The organism is Exiguobacterium sp. (assembly GCF_020832205.1).
Classification (GTDB): Bacteria; Bacillota; Bacilli; order Exiguobacteriales; family Exiguobacteriaceae; genus Exiguobacterium.
On record NZ_JAFIFD010000042.1, the window covers coordinates 20987 to 37890 of the forward strand.

Consider the following 16904-nt stretch of genomic DNA (forward strand, 5'->3'; position numbering starts at 1 on the left):
AATTAAAAGGAGTACAAAAATCGTGGAATACAATTTGCAAGAAATGTTATTCATGTTTTTTGGAGGATTAGGAATCTTCCTCTTCGGTATCAAATCGATGGGAGACGGCCTCCAAAAGTCAGCAGGAAATCGTCTGCGTGACATCCTTGATAAGTATACAACGAATCCATTCCTCGGGGTACTGGCCGGGATTATCGTTACCGTATTAATTCAATCGTCGTCAGGAACGACCGTCATCACAGTCGGACTCGTTAGTGCTGGATTTATGACGCTCCGTCAAGCGATCGGTGTCATTATGGGAGCGAATATCGGGACGACGGTAACGGCGTTCATCATTGGATTTGACGTCGGCGCTTACGCGCTCCCGATGATTGCTGCCGGTGCGGTGCTCTTGTTCTTCTTTAAGAAAGAACGTTTCCAACACTTGGGCCAAGTCGTCTTCGGACTTGGAGCTCTCTTTTACGGTCTTGAACTTATGGGTGATGGGATGCGACCACTCCGCTCAAGCGAGTACTTCATCGACTTAACTCAATCGATGAGTGACAACCCATTCCTTGGTGTCATCGTCGGTACAGTTTTCACTGTTCTCGTTCAATCATCGTCAGCGACGATTGGGATTTTGCAGGAACTTTATGCTGGTGGCTCAATTGAACTCGATGCGGCTCTCCCTGTTCTTTTCGGAGATAACATCGGAACGACCATCACAGCGATTCTTGCATCGATTGGGGCATCAGTCGCGGCACGTCGAACTGCTGCGGCCCACGTTATCTTTAACTTGGTCGGTACGTTCATTTTCTTGATCATCTTGCCACTGTTCACACAATATATTTTCTGGATTACAGATCTTCTTGCAATCGAATCGAAGATGCAAATCGCTTTCGCGCATGGGACGTTCAACGTCGCCAACACGTTCATCCAGTTCTGGTTTATCGGAGCGATTGCTTGGATGGTCACGAAAATCGTGCCGGGCGAAGATTCAATCGTCGACACGAAAGCGCAACACTTGGATCCAATCTTCATCCAACAGTCGCCTTCGATCGCTGTCGAACAAGCGAAATATGAAGTGATTCGGATGGGTGACTTTGCGAAGCTCGGGCTCGATGAGGCCCGCTCGTATCTCGAAACAGGGGACAAGAAGCACTCTGAAAAATCAGCCCACATTGAAGAGGCGCTTAACTCACTCAATGCTAAAATCACGGACTATCTTGTTAAACTTGCTGCTGTTGATTTGACGGAGCAGGAATCTCAAGAGCATAAGACACTTATGCACGCGATCAACGACATCGAGCGCATCGGAGACCACGTCGAAAATATCATCGAGTTGATTGACTACAAGACGGCGACACGTGTGACACTATCAGTCGATGCTCAAAAGGAATTGACTGAAATGTACGATTTGACAAGAGAGACACTTGAGAAGTCACTTCAAACACTTGCGAGCGGGGATATGAACGAAGCTCGTCAAGTCATTGAGATGGAAGCGAAACTTGATATGCTCGAGCGTCAATTCCGTAAGAACCACGTCGTCCGCCTGAATACAGGCGCGTGTGACGGTCAAGCCGGTATGTTCTTCGTCGATATGCTCTCAAACTTGGAGCGGATCGGTGACCATGCGATGAACATCACGGAAATCACACTTGAAGATACGAATAACGAAGTTTCTGTATAAGTGAGTCAAACCTTCACCTTGTGTAATCGGGTGAAGGTTTTTTATTGGCTTTCGTTGCTTTTCATTGACAGAGATGACAGCATTCAGTATATTATTACTGTATAACAACATGGCGGTGTAGCTCAGCTGGCTAGAGCGTACGGTTCATACCCGTGAGGTCGTGGGTTCGACTCCCTCCGCCGCTATTTATAAGGACCCTTAGCTCAGCTGGTTAGAGCAGACGGCTCATAACCGTCCGGTCGTAGGTTCAAGTCCTACAGGGTCCATTCGTGACAGCTTTCTTGTGAAAGCTGTCTTTTTTGTTTTCAATCGCCAAGACGGGGGTAAATATCCGTTAGCATTTTGTTTTTTGAAAAATATGAAATGAGGCGAATGAGATGGAACGAAATCATACGATGATGCAATTTTTTGAATGGCACGTCCCGGCTGACCAAAAGCATTGGAAACGGTTAAAAGAGCGAGCGGAAAGTTTGAAGGAAGCGGGCATCACCGCCCTTTGGCTCCCACCGGTCACGAAAGGTCAGAGTAATGAGGACACAGGCTATGGCATTTATGATTTGTATGATTTAGGCGAGTTTGATCAAAAAGGAACGGTCGCCACGAAATACGGGACGAAACGAGAGCTGCTCGAAGCGACTGAACATGCGCAACAGCTCGGCATGCAAGTATACATGGACGTCGTCTTGAACCATAAAGCCGGTGCGGACGCGACGGAGAAGTTCGACGTATTAGAAGTCGACCCGGATGATCGGACGAAAGTGCTGTCAGAAGAGCCGTTCGAGATCGAAGGATGGACAAAGTTTGATTACAAGGGCAGAAACAATAAATATTCGTCGTTCAAATGGAACTTCCATCACTTCAACGGCACCGACTATGATGCTGCGACGGAGCATAGCGGCATTTTCTTCATCCTCGGGGAAAATAAAAAATGGAACGACAACGTCGATGACGAGTTCGGCGTCTATGACTATTTGATGTTCGCCAACATTGATTACCATCATCCAGAGGTGAAAGAAGAAGTACTCAATTGGGGCAAGTGGTTTATCGAAGAAACGAAATGTGACGGTTTCCGTCTCGACGCGATCAAGCACATCAATTACGACTTCGTCAAAGAGTTCAGTCAGAAGATGAAAGACGAGAAAGGGGAGAACTTTTATCTCGTCGGTGAATTTTGGAAGTCAGAACTCGAGGATTGCCGGGCATTTTTAGACAACATCGACTATCATGTCGACTTGTTCGATGTCCCGCTTCATTACAACTTGCAACGGGCCTCGGTCGAAGGTGAATCGTTCGATATGCGGACGATCCTTGATGACACGCTCGTCCAGTCCCACCCGCTTCATGCGGTCACGTTCGTGGACAACCATGACTCTCAGCCGGCCGAGGCGCTCGAGTCTTGGGTCGAGGACTGGTTCAAACAAATCGCCTACGGTTTGATCTTATTGCGTCAAGACGGCTATCCATGCGTCTTTTACGGCGATTACTACGGCATCAACGGGCCACACCCGTCAGAAGGGAAACAAGCGGCGATCGATCCCCTCCTTTACGCGAGACGAGAGAAGGCTTATGGACAACAAGATGATTACTTCGACGATGAGCACGTCATCGGCTGGGTCCGGCACGGTGTCGAAGAAATCGAACGCTCAGGCTGTGCTGTCCTCATCTCGAATTCTGACGAGGCCGTGAAGACGATGTTCGTCGGAGAACATCGGGCTGGTGAGAAATGGGTCGATTTGACGAACACGGTCGATGAGGCCATCGAGATTGATGAAGACGGAAATGGGGTATTTAAAGTGGCGGCGGGATCCATCTCAGTTTGGGCGTTGCCGGAAACGGATGTCGAATGAAGCGTTACAATTGAGAATCGCGTCACAAATCTGTTACATTTAAAACGAACGTTGTTCAAACCAAATTTAAGGGGGATTTTAGTTATGGCTAAATTTGAATTAACACAACTTGATTACGCATACGATGCACTCGAACCACACATTGACGCACGCACGATGGAAATCCACCACTCGAAACACCACAACACATACGTCACGAACGTAAACAATGCACTCGAAGGAAAAGATGTTGAGTACTCTTCACTCGAAGAGTTGCTCCAAAACCTCGATTCACTTCCTGCTGACATTCAAACGGCCGTTCGCAACAACGGTGGCGGACATTGGAACCACTCGTTCTTCTGGAAACTACTCAAGAAAAATGAGAACGGGACGCCATCTGGTGAGCTTGCTACAGCGATCGACGAAGCGTTCGGCAGCTTCGACGCATTCAAAGACGAGTTCGCGAAAGCAGCGGCTGGCCGCTTCGGTTCAGGTTGGGCATGGCTTGTCGTGAAAAACGGCAAACACGAAGTGACGTCGACACCGAACCAAGATTCACCGATCATGGAAGGCGTGACGCCGATCCTCGGACTCGACGTCTGGGAACATGCGTACTACTTGAACTACCAAAACCGTCGTCCTGACTACATTCAAGCGTTCTTCCACGTCATCGACTGGGATTACGTCGCGAAGCTTTACGCTGACGCTAAATAATCATCAATCCCGAGATTCCATCGAATCTCGGGATTTTTTCTACAAGTCATTAATTTGTAAACAAATTATGATATAGTGAAAATCGAGTCGAAAAATAGAACATATCGAAAAACATTATTATAGAAGCAAGTGATTAAGGGAGGAGACAATTGAATTGGCTAGACATCGCGTGAAAGTGCCGAAAAAACGGCGCAACCACCTTCCGTTGCGCTTGAATTTATTATTTTTCATCGTGTTTATGTTATTCGCGACGCTTATTTTCCGCTTAGGGGTCGTTCAAATCGTGAACGGGGAATTGATTGCCCGAGAAGTCCAAAAGACAGAGTCGAGTAAGATCAAATATGAGGTGCCGCGCGGGAAGATTTACGATCGCAACGGGCAAGTACTCGCCGATACGATTTCGAACTATTCGGTCATGTACCGGCGGTCTCAAGTGACGAAGACGGAAGAGCGTCTCGACGTCGCCGTCAAGCTCGCCGAGATTTTAGACGTTCCGGAAAAAGATCGCAAAGTGACGGAACGCGACCGGAAGGATTATTGGATCGCCATCGACCCGGACCGGTCGCGGGAACGCGTCCAAACGTTGCTCGCCGATTTATCAGAAGAAGAGCGGGCTTCGCTTTCGAACCAAGAAGTCGACCAGTTGCTCCTCGATTCTATCAGTGACGAAGACATCACATTCGACGATGCAACGGAAGAAATCATCGCCATCAAACATAACATGGAGAGCGGGTATGCATTAGACCCGCAGCTCATCAAAGTCGGCGCGTCTCCTAAAGAAATCGCGTTGATCGAAGAGAACTTAGAACTGTTGCCTGGTGTCAGCGTCGAACCGTACTATCAGCGTGAATATCCGTTCGGCCAGACGTTCCAAAGCTTCCTCGGCAGCTACCGGCAGATCCCCGCTGAGCAGCGTGCCTCGTATCAAGCGAAAGGCTACGGGTTGAACGATCGTGTCGGCACGTCATATCTCGAGCAGCAGTACGAGGACGTGTTGCGCGGGACTCCGGCCTACGACGTCTTTACGACGTATAAAGGGCAGCCAGTCGGAGAGCCGACCCGTGTCAGCGGGAACCCAGGGAAAGACATCGTCTTGTCGACGGACATCGAATTTCAAAAAGAAGTCGATGAAATCCTGAAAAAAGCGATTCGGGCCGGCCGCTCAGGCAGTCCCCACTTTGACCGGGCGTTCGTCGTCGTCATGAACCCGAAGACAGGAGAACTGCTCGCCCTCTCAGGGCAGGAACTCGACCTTGAGACGAACGAGTTTAAAGACGTCTCGACCGGTACGGTGCTTCGGGCGAGCCAGATCGGATCGACGATCAAAGGAGCGACCGTTGCGTTCGGGCTTGAAGAAGAAGTGATCAAACCGGGCGAGTATATATATGACACACCGATCCGCATCGGCTCGTCGCTCAAATCATCGTACCGAAATATGGGCAACATCAACGACCTGGATGCCCTCGCCATGTCGTCAAACATCTATATGTTCCAGATCGCGCTTCGATTGGCCGACTACTATTCGACCGGTCAAATCGTCGGGGAAAACGTGACGGAAGCGTTCAATACGATGGAACACTACTATAAACAGTTCGGGCTCGGGGTCGAGACGGGCATCGACTTGCCGTATGAGTCAACCGGTTTCCGCAGTGTGCCGGACCGTGTCACGCTCCTCATGGATATGTCGATCGGGCAGTTCATCTCGTACACGCCGATTCAGCTGGCGCAGTATACGTCGGCGCTTGCTAACGGCGGCTACCGTGTCCAACCGCACTTGTTGAAAGAAATTATCGAACCCGGTTCGCTCGATGAATCGAACAAACAAGTCGTCAGCACGTTCCAACCAAACGCGCTCAACAAAGTCGACATCCGTGATGAATATATTCAGCGGGCGCGACAAGGATTCCGTCAAGGGGTCGAGAGCGGAACGTCGCGTATTCTCCAACAGACAGGAATGACGGCGGCCGGGAAGACCGGGACGGCGCAAGCGATCGCGGAAGGACCGGACGGACAAGCGAAACGGAACGCGAACGGAGAGCCGATCAAGACGTTCAACTCGAACCACGTCGGCTGGGCCCCATACGACGACCCGGAAATCGCTTGGGCCATCATCATGCCGGGGCTTGAGGCGGAAGGCGTCAACACACGCGTCGCTCACGACATTATGAAAGCCTACTTCAACCTTGAAGACGTTCAAGCTCAACTCCAATAAAGAAGTCACTTCGGTGGCTTCTTTTTTTGTCTTTACAATTCTTTAACGTTCCGTTCATTTCTCGTTAATAGTAGTTTATTAGGATGTTAATTGTAGGACAGAACAACAGATCCACAACAAAAATCAAAGCAAACTCAAGGAGGACGTCAGAAATGTCTTGGATGAAAAAATCGGCTTTACTCGCTTCAATCACTTCGGTGGCCATCGTCGGTGCCGCGTGTGGGAACAACAACGAAGAAGGAAATGGCGGAGCTGAAGGGGAGTCACTTTCAGGCAAAGTCGTCATGGACGGATCGTCAACTGTATTCCCAATCATGGAAGCGGTCGCTGAAGAGTTCTCAGCAGAGCAATCTGACGTTGAAGTGACGGTCGGTGTCTCAGGAACGGGCGGCGGGTTCAAACGCTTCGTAACAGGCGAGACAGACTTCTCGAACGCATCGCGTGAAATCAAAGAAGAAGAAGCTGCAGAAGCTGAAGCGAACGGCGTCGAGTATACACAACTTTCGGTCGCATTAGACGGACTTTCGCTCGTCGTCAACCCAGAAAATGACTGGGCACAAGACATCACGATCGATGAATTAAACAAAATGTGGACAGATACGAACGTAAAGACATGGAAAGACGTCCGCTCGGACTGGCCAGATGAGGAAATCACGTTCTTCGCGCCAGGTAAAGACTCAGGAACGTTCGACTTCTTTAACGAAGCGGTACTCGATGACACGGACATCCGCCAAGACGCACAGTTGTCAGAAGACGACAACGTCCTCGTAACAGGAGTTGCTGGTACGAAAGGTGCAATCGGGTTCTTCGGATACGCCTACTACGTTGAAAACCAAGACACACTCCGCGCTATGGCAGTTGAAGGCGTGGAACCGAATCAAGAGACGATCAACGATTTGTCTTATCCACTCTCACGTGAAATTTACACATACGTGAACAATGCATCATTGAATGATAAGCCGCAAGTCGCAGCATTCGCTCGCTTCTTGAACGAGAATGCAGCCGAGTTGTCTGAAGAAGTCGGCTATGTAGGAATGGAACAAGCACGCTACGATGAGAACGCCGACATCATCGACGAGCTAGCTGGAGAATAATCGGGCAATCGGTAGAAGGCGAGAATCGATCTCGCCTTCTCGCCGTGCTTTCTAGTATGAAGAGGTAGGGAGCGATAGACGAGATGAATCAACCAAAAAAAGATTTTTCGATTCGAGAGATGATCGAAGTCAATAAACAAAAAAAATATAGTACGACGAACGTGTTTGATAGAGTCATGCCGTTCTTATTATTCTTGAGCGCATTCGTGTCGGTCGTCACGACAATCGGCATCGCCTTGACGCTCGGATTTGAACTGTTCAAGTTTTTCGAACGTGTCCCAGTGCGTGAGTTTTTAGGATCGACCGAATGGTATCCACTTAGCGCCGACCCACGGTTTGGTGTATGGGCGCTCGTCGCCGGTACGATGAAAATCACGGTCATCGCGATGATGGTGGCAGTGCCGCTTGGTCTTGCCTCGGCGATTTATTTAAGTGAGTATGCATCTGAACGGGCCCGGACGATTTTAAAACCAATCCTAGAAGTGCTCGCCGGCGTTCCGACGATCGTTTTTGGATTTTTCGCCTTGTCGTTCGTGACACCGATCTTGCAATCACTCATTCCAGGCCTGAAAATTTATAACGCCCTCAGCCCGGGTATCGTCGTCGGGATCATGATCATCCCGATGATTGCCTCGATTTCTGAAGACGCGATGAGTGCCGTACCGAAAAAGATTCGTGACGGAGCGCTCGGTCTTGGTGCGACACGTCTAGAAGTCGCCCTCAAAATCGTCATGCCGGCTGCCTTGTCAGGAATCATCGCCTCAATCGTCCTCGGCATGAGCCGAGCTATCGGAGAGACGATGATCGTGACGATCGCGGGTGGGTCGCAACCGAACTTCGAGTTCAACCCGCTCAACGCGATTCAGACGATGACAGCGTATATCGTTCAAATCGCAAAAGGCGACGCCGGTTACGGGACAATCGAATACTATAGTATCTATGCGGTCGGTGCGCTTCTATTCATCTTCACGCTCGTGATGAACTTATTCGCGAACTGGGTGACGCGCCGCTTCAGAGAGGAGTACTAATATGGCATTTCCGAACAGTGAGTTCAAGAATACGAAGAACTATATTGACCGGGAGACGGTCTCAAAACGAATTAAAAGCCGTCTTCAATTAAACGAGGTATTCAAATACATCTTTTTAGCAGGGCTCGTTTTCGCTTTGCTCGTCTTGTCGACGCTCATCTATGACGTCGTCACAAAAGGTGGCGGTTGGGTCAATCTTGACTTCCTCCGTAACTTCCCGTCACGCCGTGCGGCCCAGGCCGGTCTTTACCCAGCCTTGATCGGGACGCTTTGGCTCATGATGTTGATCGTACCGATGGTGTTCATCGTCGGAGTCGGTGCAGCGATTTACTTGGAAGAGTATGCACCGAAAAACCGCGTCACTTCGTTTATTGAAGTGAACATCTCGAACTTGGCGGGTGTCCCGTCGATCGTGTTCGGTTTGCTCGGATTGACGTTCTTCGTCCGGACGGCCGGATTCGGGAACTCGGTGTTAACGGGTGCGCTCACGCTCGGTTTGATGAGTTTACCAATTGTCATCGTCGCGTCACAAGAAGCGCTTCGTTCCGTCAAGATGGAACTGCGGCACGCTTCGCTTGCCCTCGGAGCCTCGAAGTGGCAGACGACGTTCAACGTCGTGTTGCCTTCGGCGCTGCCGGGAATCATTACCGGTATCATCTTGGCAGTGTCCCGCGCCATCGGGGAAACAGCGCCGCTCATCATGATTGGAGCTGCGACGTTCATTTCGACGACACCGAACAACGTCTTTTCAGACTTCACGGCACTCCCGATTCAAATTTATAACTGGACGAGCCGTCCGCAAGCTGAATTCCAAAACTTGGCGGCTGCCGGTATCATCGTCTTGATGACAGTGCTCATCACGATGAACTCGGCCGCAATTTATATCCGAAACAAGTATACAAATCGACATTAAGTCGCAGGAGTAACGAGGAGGATTCTCGAGATGATGAAACAAACAGAACTTAAAGGAGACCATGAAGTGAATACAACGACGACACAACCAAACGAGACCGTGATGCAAAAAGACAGCGCCTACGTCGTGAACAACCTGAACTTATGGTATGGCGACGATCAAGCGTTGATTGATGTCAACTTGGACATTAAAAAGAATGAAGTGACGGCCATCATCGGTCCGTCGGGTTGTGGGAAGTCGACGTTCATCAAGACGTTGAACCGGATGGTCGAACTCGTGCCTTCAGTTCGCACGAACGGAGAAATTTTGTATCATGGCCGTAATATCTTTGACCGTGATTATCGGGTCGAAGACCTTCGTACATCGGTCGGGATGGTGTTCCAACAGCCGAACCCGTTCCCGAAATCAGTATATGATAACGTCGCATATGGCCCGCGCACACACGGGATTAAAAATAAAAAAGTACTCGATGAGATCGTCGAACGTTCACTTCGCGGTGCTGCGATTTGGGATGAAGTGAAAGACCGGTTGAACGAGAACGCCTACGGACTCTCGGGGGGTCAGCAACAGCGTCTTTGTATCGCCCGCACACTTGCCATCGAACCTGACGTCATCCTCATGGATGAACCGACGTCGGCGCTTGACCCGATTTCGACGCTCAAAGTCGAGGAGCTTGTCCAAGAGTTGAAACAACAGTATTCGATCATCATCGTTACACACAACATGCAGCAAGCAGCTCGTGTATCGGACAAGACAGCGTTCTTCTTGAACGGCGAAGTCGTCGAGTTCGACGAGACTGACAAAATCTTCTCGAATCCAACTGACAAACGGACTGAAGATTACATTTCTGGCCGGTTCGGTTAAGAAGGGGAGACAGACATGGCACAAAATCGCACATTCTTTGATACGAAGTTGATTGAATTAGAAGACAAAGTCGTCCATTTGGCGAACTTGACGATGCGTCAAACGGCGACAGCAATCGAGGTGCTCGAAAAACACGACCTCACGCTCGCCCAGACGGTCATCGACAACGACAATGAGCTCGATGACCTCGAGCTCGCCATTAACGACGAGGCGATCTTGTTGATCGCCAAGCAACAACCGGTCGCTACCGATTTGCGTCGCTTGATCGTGACGATGAAATCGGCGACGGACCTTGAACGGATCGCCGATTACGCGACGAATATCGCCAAAGCAGTCACGCGTATCGAACACGTGCCTTACGTGCTCGACATTAAGCCGCTCAAGCAGATGGCTGAACAGTTGATCGATATGCTCGAACTGGCGACGCGCGCGTACCGTAAAGGGGAAGTGAGCCGTGTCCGTGAATTGAACGAGATGGACAAAGTCATCGATGATTTGAACTTGCAAGTCATCAAGCAATATATCGGTTATTTGCCGACGATGACGATCGGTACGAACGACGTATATGAGTTTTCGAACATCGCCCGCTATCTCGAGCGGATGGGAGATCACGTCACCAATTTCGGCGAACATTTGATTTTCCTCGAAAAAGGGAAACATTATGATTTAAATCAGTGACAAAAGTGGTAAAGGACAACAGACATGTTGTTCTTTACTTTTTTTGTGCAGGAATTCACGGGCAGAAGGCGAATAGTAGACTACATGGATTTTTTTTAGGAAGGGAGCCACATATATATGGAAGAGAAAATCGTATCCTTGAAACAACAAGGGCTTACGTTAAAACAGATTGCAGAACAATTAGATATGCCAATCGGAAAAGTCCAATACGCCTGGCGTAAATGGCGGGCTCAACATGGCGAAGTCACGACAGCCGCTGCTGCCCCGAAACGAAAGACCGAAGGGAAGAAATCAATGAAACCAAAACCGAAGGCTACACCCGCTACGTCAGTGAAGCAGGTCGCCTCGACGCTTCAACACGATGCAAGTAAACAATCACCGCTCCTCGATCATGCGCCAGACGGCTTCTGGAAGCTCCCAGACCGCTACGATGCCGATATGATGCACGCGGTCGTCCAATCGCCTAACGCCGTCTACGTGTTCTGGGAAGTGTCTGACGACGTGAAAGAGACGCTTGCCATGCAGTTCATGCGGCCATGGGAAGATTTGCCGAAGGCGTTCCGTATTCTCGATGTCACGCTCCTAGACTATACGAGCGGTCATGCCAATCGGTCGTACTCGTTCGAATTGCCCGAGATGACGAACAGTTGGTTCGTCCGTCCGCTCGACCCGAACACGACGTACGTGTTTGAATTTGGCATTCGTACGATGGAAGGCGAATTTTTGCCGATCGTCGCTTCGATGCCACTCGACACGCCGCGGGCCGAACCAGCCGGTGTCGGACGATTTGCCGAGCCGGTCCGTCGTTGGCAGTACGGTGAAGTCGAGTCACCAGAACTACTCGACACGCTACCAAAATACGCTGCATACCGATTCGTGCGCTGAGGAGGACTTCCAAGATGAAACCAGGTTACTTTTCACTCGTCCTTCATGCCCACTTACCGTACGTCCGGCATGAAGAAGAACACCGTTTAGAAGAGAGATGGGTGTACGAGGCCATCTCTGAAACATATATCCCGATTTTATGGCAAGTCGATCGGCTGAAACGTCCGTTGCACTGGACCGTCAGCATTTCGCCGCCTGTCATCGAAATGCTCGCCGACCCGCTCGTGCAAGACCGATACGTGGCCCACTTGGATGAGATGCTCGAACTGATCGCGCTCGAGCTGTCTGAAGGCCGGAGTGAGGCGGAAGTCGGCACGCTTCATTTTTATGAGCGGCGTTATCAAGACTTAAAGAACACGTTCTTGCACTGGAATAAAAACTTGAATCAGGCGTTCCGTACATACCGCGAACACGGTTATATCGACATGGTCACATGTACGGCGACCCACGGCTTCAACCCGCATCTGTTCACAGACCAAGCCGCCCGCGCCGAGATTCGGTCTGGACTAAACTGCTTTGAGCGTCATTATGGATTCCGTCCAACAGGGATCTGGTTACCGGAATGTGCCTACACGCCTGGTGTGGACCGGATTTTATATGAGGAAGGAGTGCGCTATACGTTCGTCGATGAGCATGCGCTCCTAGAAGCCGACCCGACTCCGGACAAAGGCATCGGTGCGCCGGTCTACTCACCGAACGGCGTCGCTCTGTTCCCGCGTGACCAAATTATCTCCGGAAAGATTTGGAGCTCGATGATCGGCTATCCGGGCCATCCGGACTATCGCGAATTTTATCGTGACCTCGCTTATGACCGTGATTGGGAATATATCCACTCGTTCATGCACCCGGAAGGGATTCGGTTCGACACTGGATTGAAGATGCACCGCATCACCGGGGATACCGACGAAAAAGATTACTACGTCCGTGACTGGGCCGAGCACCAGATCCACAACCACGCGACCGATTTCGCCCAGACGCTCGAAGCCCATCTCGAGGCACACGCCGGACAGACGTTCCCGCCTTTCCTTGTCACTGCGCCGTTTGATGCCGAACTATTCGGTCACTGGTGGTTTGAGGGCCCAGAATTTTTAGGTCAAGTGGCAGAACGGCTCGAGGAATTCGGGATCGAGACGATCACACCGGCCATGTTCCTCGAGCGTCATTTCCAAGACTTGCAGACGGTCCACGTCTCGATGAACACGTGGGGGCGGAAAGGCTACGGCGACGTGTGGATCAACGAACGGAATGAATGGATGCTCCGTCATTTGCACATGATGGAGACGCAACTCGTCAAAGATGTCGCCGACTACCGCGGGACGTCACCGCTCGTCGACCGCGCGCTCAAACAATTGATTCGCCATTATGTGCTCGCGGTATCAAGCGACTGGGCGTTCATTTTAGACGGGCAGACGACGGCGCAGTACGCGGCCGAGCGCTTCCGGGAGCACGCTCGTCTCTTTGCGGAGCTCGAAACGGCGCTCTACGGAGACAAGCTGTCCGATCACTTGCTCGATGAACATTATCGCGCATATCCGTTCCTCCAAGACGAAGATGTGGAGATCGATACGTTCCTGTCGCCGCACGACTACTACGTGACGACCGAGCGCGAACCGGAGCAAGCCGCGATTCTCGTCTTGGCTCCTGAGTTCACAGGGAACCTCGTCGGCGAACTGGGCCATCGCGTCGTCGAAGAAGTCGATGCACGCGCCGCGGAAGGCGAGACGCTTTACGTGTTGACGCCTCATAAAGAAGGGTTGCCGGAATATGAACGTCATGGCCGTGTCCACGTCTATCGGGTCCGTTTGACGAGTCCGTTCCTTGAACACGTCATGAACCAAGTCGCTGCTCAAAACGTCGCCTACGTGAAGCTCGTCCATGAGCTCGTGAACGTCGTCCGTTTCAAAGCGATCCATCATTTCGATTGGATGACGATTCCGGCGGCACGTTCACTTGCGAAGTCACTTGCCGTTCCGTTATACTCAACTATGTTGTCATTTGAAACGACGCGCAACCCCCATGGTCATGGCGGCTTGTTCGACGCGATCCATCGAATTGAGAACAGCGTACTCGCTGATGCCGCCACCGTCTTTGTCGGTGCCGACATCTCAATCGATGAACTCGGCTCTCGCTATGCGATCAAAGATAACGTAACACCATGCTTGTCACCCGACGCTTCACCTTACGGGCAGAACGTTTGAAAAAGAACGTGAAAACACCTTGCTTTTTCAAAAAAAAATTGGTAGGATAATTGAGTATGCTTAGACTGTAAAGCAAAAGCACTTGATACAACATCAGTAAGATGGGAGTGAAAGAAATGCGCGTTAAAATCACACTAGCTTGCACAGAAACAGGCGATCGCACGTACATCACGAAGAAAAACAAACGTAACAACCCAGAGCGCCTCGAGTTGCGCAAATACAACCCACGTCTCCGCCGTCACACGCTTTACCGCGAAGTGAAATAATGAGACCGGCCGTCACTTCTGTGGCGGCCTTTTTTTTCGAAAGGAGCCATCGACATGATAGACAAACAGACGCTACGAGACGCCGTCCATGAACAAATCGGTCAGCTCGAGAACCGGGCTGTTGCCGACGCATCCATCTTACATACTGTCGCGTCCCTCCCTGAATGGCGCGACGCCGAAACGGTCGCACTGACTTTATCGTTCGGTCTCGAAGTCGATACTCGCCCGCTCATTCATCTCGCCTGGCAGGCAGGAAAAACAGTGTTCGTGCCGAAAGTAATGAAAGCGGGACTCACGTTCCATCCCCTAACGTCATTCGATGACGTAGAGCCGGGGGTGATGGGGATTCTCGAGCCGACAACTCCTCGTGTCGACGCCACCGTCGACCTTTGTATCGTACCGGGCCGCGTGTTCGACCGTTGCGGGTACCGCATCGGCTGGGGGGGCGGGTACTATGACCGCTTTTTGGCGACATATCCAGGTCGGACGGTGTCGATCGCCTATGACGTGCAAGTGCTGCCCGAAATACCGATCGAATCGCATGACATTCCGGTCGAAATGATCGTGACGGAAAGGGAATTGATCCGATGTATGCCATCTTCCTCGTAACATGTATCGTCGCCTACGCCGGTTACCGCTTACGGTCGCTCACGCTCTCCGGGGCCGTGTTGACGGTCGTGACCGGTACCGTCATCGGCTACGGGTTCGGCTGGTTCGGCCTGTACTTGCTCGGAGTGTTCTTCTCTACCTCCTCGCTCGCCTCCAAATACCGCGCCCGCGACAAGGCGCCGGTCGATGATATCGTCGAAAAATCAGGACCGCGTGATTTTGTCCAAGTGCTCGCTAACGGCGGCATCGGAATGCTGACGGCGGTCGGCATGGTCGTCACGTCTAACGAGGCGTGGCTCTATGCGTATATCGTCTCGATCGCCGCGGCGACGAGCGATACGTGGGGCTCGGAGTTCGGTGTGCTCGCCAAACGAAAACCGCGTTCCATCATGACGTTGCGTCCGGTCGAACCGGGAACGAGCGGCGGCGTGTCGCTATTTGGGACGGTCATGTCGATCGTCGGAGCCGCGACGATCGTCGTAGCGACGTACCCGTTCTTAGGCCTCGAATGGACGACGGCTCTCGTGTTGATTGCGATCGGCTTGAGCGGAAGTGTCGTCGACACGCTTCTCGGTGCGACCGTGCAACGCAAATACCGCTGCCGTGTGTGCGGAAAGCTGACGGAAAAACGTGTTCATCACGACGAAGCGACCGCGTACGTGTCGGGCTGGCATTTCTTAGGGAACGATGCCGTCAACTTCTTGGCGATCGCTGCGGCGGCCGTGATTTGTTTTTTAGTCTTCGCTTGAGGGTAGTACAGTGAATGAGGATGTTTCAAACGAATGTGAATATTGTCACAATATCGCCAAAGTGAAAACGGTTTCTATTGTAGTGAGTGTTTGTGAATGATGTTACAATCTTTATGTAACAGATAAAACTAAAACATGAAACAGATTGTTCGAAGGGTGGAGAATCAACATGGAAACATTAAATCATGCAAAAGTAACACGCGTCGCGCTCGTAGGTGCCGGTGCAGTCGGTGCCAGCTTCGCATATCAATTAACGACAGCTAGCCTTTGTGAAGAACTCGTCATCATCGATATCAATAAAGCGAAAGCCGAAGGGGAAGCGATGGACTTGAACCACGGCGTATCGTTCGCGTCATCACCGATGCGTGTGTGGGCCGGGGACTACACGGACTGTGGCGCTGCTGACATCGTCGTCATCACGGCGGGAGCTCCGCAAAAGCCGGGCGAGACACGTCTTGACCTTGTCGAGAAGAACGCGAAAATCATGAAATCGATGATCGCGGACATCATGGCGTCAGGATTTGACGGAATCATCATCATCGCGTCAAACCCGGTCGACATCATGACGCACTTGGCATGGAAATACTCAGGTCTTCCGAAACACCGCGTCTTCGGTTCTGGTACGGTGCTCGATACGTCACGTCTCCGTTACATGCTCGGCGACTATTTCAATGTCGACCCGCGCAACTGCCACGCCTACATCATGGGCGAGCACGGCGATACAGAATTTGCTGCTTGGAGCAACGCCCGGATCTACGGCAAGTCGGTCGAGCAGTTGCTTGAAGAGAACGATGATTATTCGTGGGAAGACCTCGAAGACATTTACGTCAACGTCCGTGATGCGGCTTATCACATCATCGAGCGCAAAGGGGCGACGTACTATGCGATCGGTCTCGGTCTCCTCCGTCTCGTCAAAGCGGTGCTCCGTAACGAGAACACGCTCCTTACGGTCGGCGCGTACTTGGACGGAGAGTATGGCTTGAACGACATCCACATCGGGGTACCGGCCATCATTAACCGCCAAGGGGTTCGTCAAGTCGTCGAAATCGAGTTGTCTGAAGAAGAGAAGCAAAAGATGCACCACTCGGCAGACGTCTTGATGAAAACGATGGAGCCAGTTTTATAAGTAGCACGTACCGCGGGAGGCGTTTTGCCGACCGCGGTTTTTTGTCGTGGCATACGTGGCGCACGTCCTTCTT

At 51.2% G+C, this 16904-nt stretch carries 15 protein-coding genes and 2 tRNA genes; all 17 read left to right on the top strand.

Translation table 11 applies throughout. From position 1 onward, the window contains the following. Positions 1-22 precede the first annotated feature (22 nt). Positions 23-1669, top strand: a complete 1647-nt coding sequence (locus JJU47_RS11100) for a Na/Pi cotransporter family protein (RefSeq protein ID WP_228619366.1) — start codon at positions 23-25, stop codon at positions 1667-1669. 111 nt (positions 1670-1780) lie between these two features. Beyond that, positions 1781-1854, top strand: a tRNA-Met gene (locus JJU47_RS11105). A gap of 7 nt (positions 1855-1861) precedes the next feature. Further along, a tRNA-Ile gene (locus tag JJU47_RS11110) sits at positions 1862-1935 on the top strand. Between the two features lie 111 nt (positions 1936-2046). Then, complete coding sequence (locus JJU47_RS11115) at positions 2047-3516, top strand: alpha-amylase (protein ID WP_228619369.1); 1470 nt, start codon at positions 2047-2049, stop codon at positions 3514-3516. Positions 3517-3600: 84 nt separating this feature from the next. Further along, positions 3601-4209, top strand: coding sequence for a superoxide dismutase (locus tag JJU47_RS11120; protein ID WP_228619371.1), 609 nt, complete (start codon positions 3601-3603; stop codon positions 4207-4209). A gap of 154 nt (positions 4210-4363) precedes the next feature. Continuing rightward, positions 4364-6421 (top strand): peptidoglycan D,D-transpeptidase FtsI family protein, encoded by a 2058-nt coding sequence (locus JJU47_RS11125; RefSeq protein ID WP_228619373.1) that lies wholly within the window; start codon positions 4364-4366, stop codon positions 6419-6421. Positions 6422-6573: 152 nt separating this feature from the next. Continuing rightward, entirely contained in the window at positions 6574-7515 is a 942-nt protein-coding gene (locus JJU47_RS11130; protein ID WP_228619376.1) for a PstS family phosphate ABC transporter substrate-binding protein, read from the top strand. Positions 7516-7598: 83 nt separating this feature from the next. Further along, complete coding sequence (gene pstC / locus JJU47_RS11135; protein ID WP_228619378.1) at positions 7599-8543, top strand: phosphate ABC transporter permease subunit PstC; 945 nt, start codon at positions 7599-7601, stop codon at positions 8541-8543. 1 nt (position 8544) lies between these two features. Continuing rightward, positions 8545-9456, top strand: coding sequence for a phosphate ABC transporter permease PstA (gene pstA / locus JJU47_RS11140; RefSeq protein ID WP_228619380.1), 912 nt, complete (start codon positions 8545-8547; stop codon positions 9454-9456). A 102-nt stretch (positions 9457-9558) separates the two neighbouring features. Continuing rightward, a complete protein-coding gene (pstB, locus tag JJU47_RS11145; protein WP_228619563.1) occupies positions 9559-10320 on the top strand; it encodes a phosphate ABC transporter ATP-binding protein PstB in 762 nt (253 codons plus the stop codon). 15 nt (positions 10321-10335) lie between these two features. Next, positions 10336-10998 (top strand): phosphate signaling complex protein PhoU, encoded by a 663-nt coding sequence (gene phoU, locus JJU47_RS11150; RefSeq protein WP_228619383.1) that lies wholly within the window; start codon positions 10336-10338, stop codon positions 10996-10998. Positions 10999-11115: 117 nt separating this feature from the next. Beyond that, on the top strand, positions 11116-11883 hold the full coding sequence (locus JJU47_RS11155; RefSeq protein WP_228619386.1) for a DUF4912 domain-containing protein: 768 nt from the start codon (positions 11116-11118) through the stop codon (positions 11881-11883). Positions 11884-11897: 14 nt separating this feature from the next. Continuing rightward, positions 11898-14081, top strand: a complete 2184-nt coding sequence (locus tag JJU47_RS11160) for a 1,4-alpha-glucan branching protein domain-containing protein (protein ID WP_228619391.1) — start codon at positions 11898-11900, stop codon at positions 14079-14081. Between the two features lie 101 nt (positions 14082-14182). After that, the gene (gene rpmG, locus JJU47_RS11165) at positions 14183-14347 is read left to right on the top strand and encodes a 50S ribosomal protein L33 (RefSeq protein ID WP_255313299.1); all 165 of its coding nucleotides are present in this window, start codon (positions 14183-14185) and stop codon (positions 14345-14347) included. 54 nt (positions 14348-14401) lie between these two features. After that, positions 14402-14956: a 5-formyltetrahydrofolate cyclo-ligase gene (locus JJU47_RS11170; protein ID WP_228619395.1), complete on the top strand. Its 555-nt coding sequence runs from the start codon at positions 14402-14404 to the stop codon at positions 14954-14956. Next, positions 14935-15705, top strand: coding sequence for a DUF92 domain-containing protein (locus tag JJU47_RS11175; RefSeq protein WP_228619398.1), 771 nt, complete (start codon positions 14935-14937; stop codon positions 15703-15705). The genes JJU47_RS11170 and JJU47_RS11175 overlap by 22 nt, the downstream gene beginning before the upstream one ends. A 169-nt stretch (positions 15706-15874) precedes the next feature. Next, the gene (locus JJU47_RS11180) at positions 15875-16831 is read left to right on the top strand and encodes an L-lactate dehydrogenase (protein WP_228619400.1); all 957 of its coding nucleotides are present in this window, start codon (positions 15875-15877) and stop codon (positions 16829-16831) included. The last annotated feature ends 73 nt before the right edge of the window (positions 16832-16904 follow it).

Excerpts from the sequence above, each read along its gene's own strand:
- JJU47_RS11130 (WP_228619376.1), top strand. The coding sequence starts at position 6,574 with ATGTCTTGGATGAAAAAATCGGCTTTACTCGCTTCAATCACTTCGGTG.
- pstA (WP_228619380.1), top strand. The coding sequence starts at position 8,545 with ATGGCATTTCCGAACAGTGAGTTCAAGAATACGAAGAACTATATTGAC.
- JJU47_RS11170 (WP_228619395.1), top strand. The coding sequence starts at position 14,402 with ATGATAGACAAACAGACGCTACGAGACGCCGTCCATGAACAAATCGGT.
- JJU47_RS11175 (WP_228619398.1), top strand. The coding sequence starts at position 14,935 with ATGTATGCCATCTTCCTCGTAACATGTATCGTCGCCTACGCCGGTTAC.
- JJU47_RS11155 (WP_228619386.1), top strand. The coding sequence starts at position 11,116 with ATGGAAGAGAAAATCGTATCCTTGAAACAACAAGGGCTTACGTTAAAA.
- pstC (WP_228619378.1), top strand. The coding sequence starts at position 7,599 with ATGAATCAACCAAAAAAAGATTTTTCGATTCGAGAGATGATCGAAGTC.
- JJU47_RS11115 (WP_228619369.1), top strand. The coding sequence starts at position 2,047 with ATGGAACGAAATCATACGATGATGCAATTTTTTGAATGGCACGTCCCG.
- JJU47_RS11180 (WP_228619400.1), top strand. The coding sequence starts at position 15,875 with ATGGAAACATTAAATCATGCAAAAGTAACACGCGTCGCGCTCGTAGGT.
- JJU47_RS11160 (WP_228619391.1), top strand. The coding sequence starts at position 11,898 with ATGAAACCAGGTTACTTTTCACTCGTCCTTCATGCCCACTTACCGTAC.
- pstB (WP_228619563.1), top strand. The coding sequence starts at position 9,559 with ATGCAAAAAGACAGCGCCTACGTCGTGAACAACCTGAACTTATGGTAT.
- phoU (WP_228619383.1), top strand. The coding sequence starts at position 10,336 with ATGGCACAAAATCGCACATTCTTTGATACGAAGTTGATTGAATTAGAA.
- rpmG (WP_255313299.1), top strand. The coding sequence starts at position 14,183 with ATGGGAGTGAAAGAAATGCGCGTTAAAATCACACTAGCTTGCACAGAA.
- JJU47_RS11120 (WP_228619371.1), top strand. The coding sequence starts at position 3,601 with ATGGCTAAATTTGAATTAACACAACTTGATTACGCATACGATGCACTC.